The following is a 368-nucleotide window of genomic DNA, read 5'->3' on the forward strand; positions in this document are numbered from 1 at the left end:
GAGGTCAGGACGTGCATAAACATCGTTTCCAAGCGGACGATAAAGGCGGAATCGGGATCAAAGCGTTCTTTTAGCCAAGCGTCTTCGGCAAGGAACTGCTCCGCGCCTTCGCCGAGTAAAACGTCGTCTTCAAATACAGCGATATACGGTAAGCTTTCGTCCAGTGCCTGTTTCCACAATACGGCGTGGCTCATAAAGCAGGCTTTTTCCACACTGCTCAAATAGGGGTGAGCCGACAAGCCGGGGACGAGTTCCGCCATCGCCTGTTCCAGCCTTTCAGACGGCATCAGTGCGTCGAAAAACTGAAACGGGATGCCGCGACTGCCGAAGGTTTCGGCAATGTGCGCCCTGCGTTCTGCGGCGGAAGC

General features: G+C 55.2%; 1 protein-coding gene. It reads right to left on the reverse strand.

Annotation, left to right across the window (positions count from 1 at the left end; translation table 11 throughout):
* Positions 1-368 (reverse strand): glycosyltransferase family 25 protein (locus tag Q3O06_RS10705; RefSeq protein ID WP_301818851.1); only part of this gene is annotated, 368 nt, incomplete at both ends.

It is taken from the genome of Neisseria maigaei (assembly GCF_958267405.1).
Taxonomy (GTDB): domain Bacteria; phylum Pseudomonadota; class Gammaproteobacteria; order Burkholderiales; family Neisseriaceae; genus Neisseria; species Neisseria bergeri.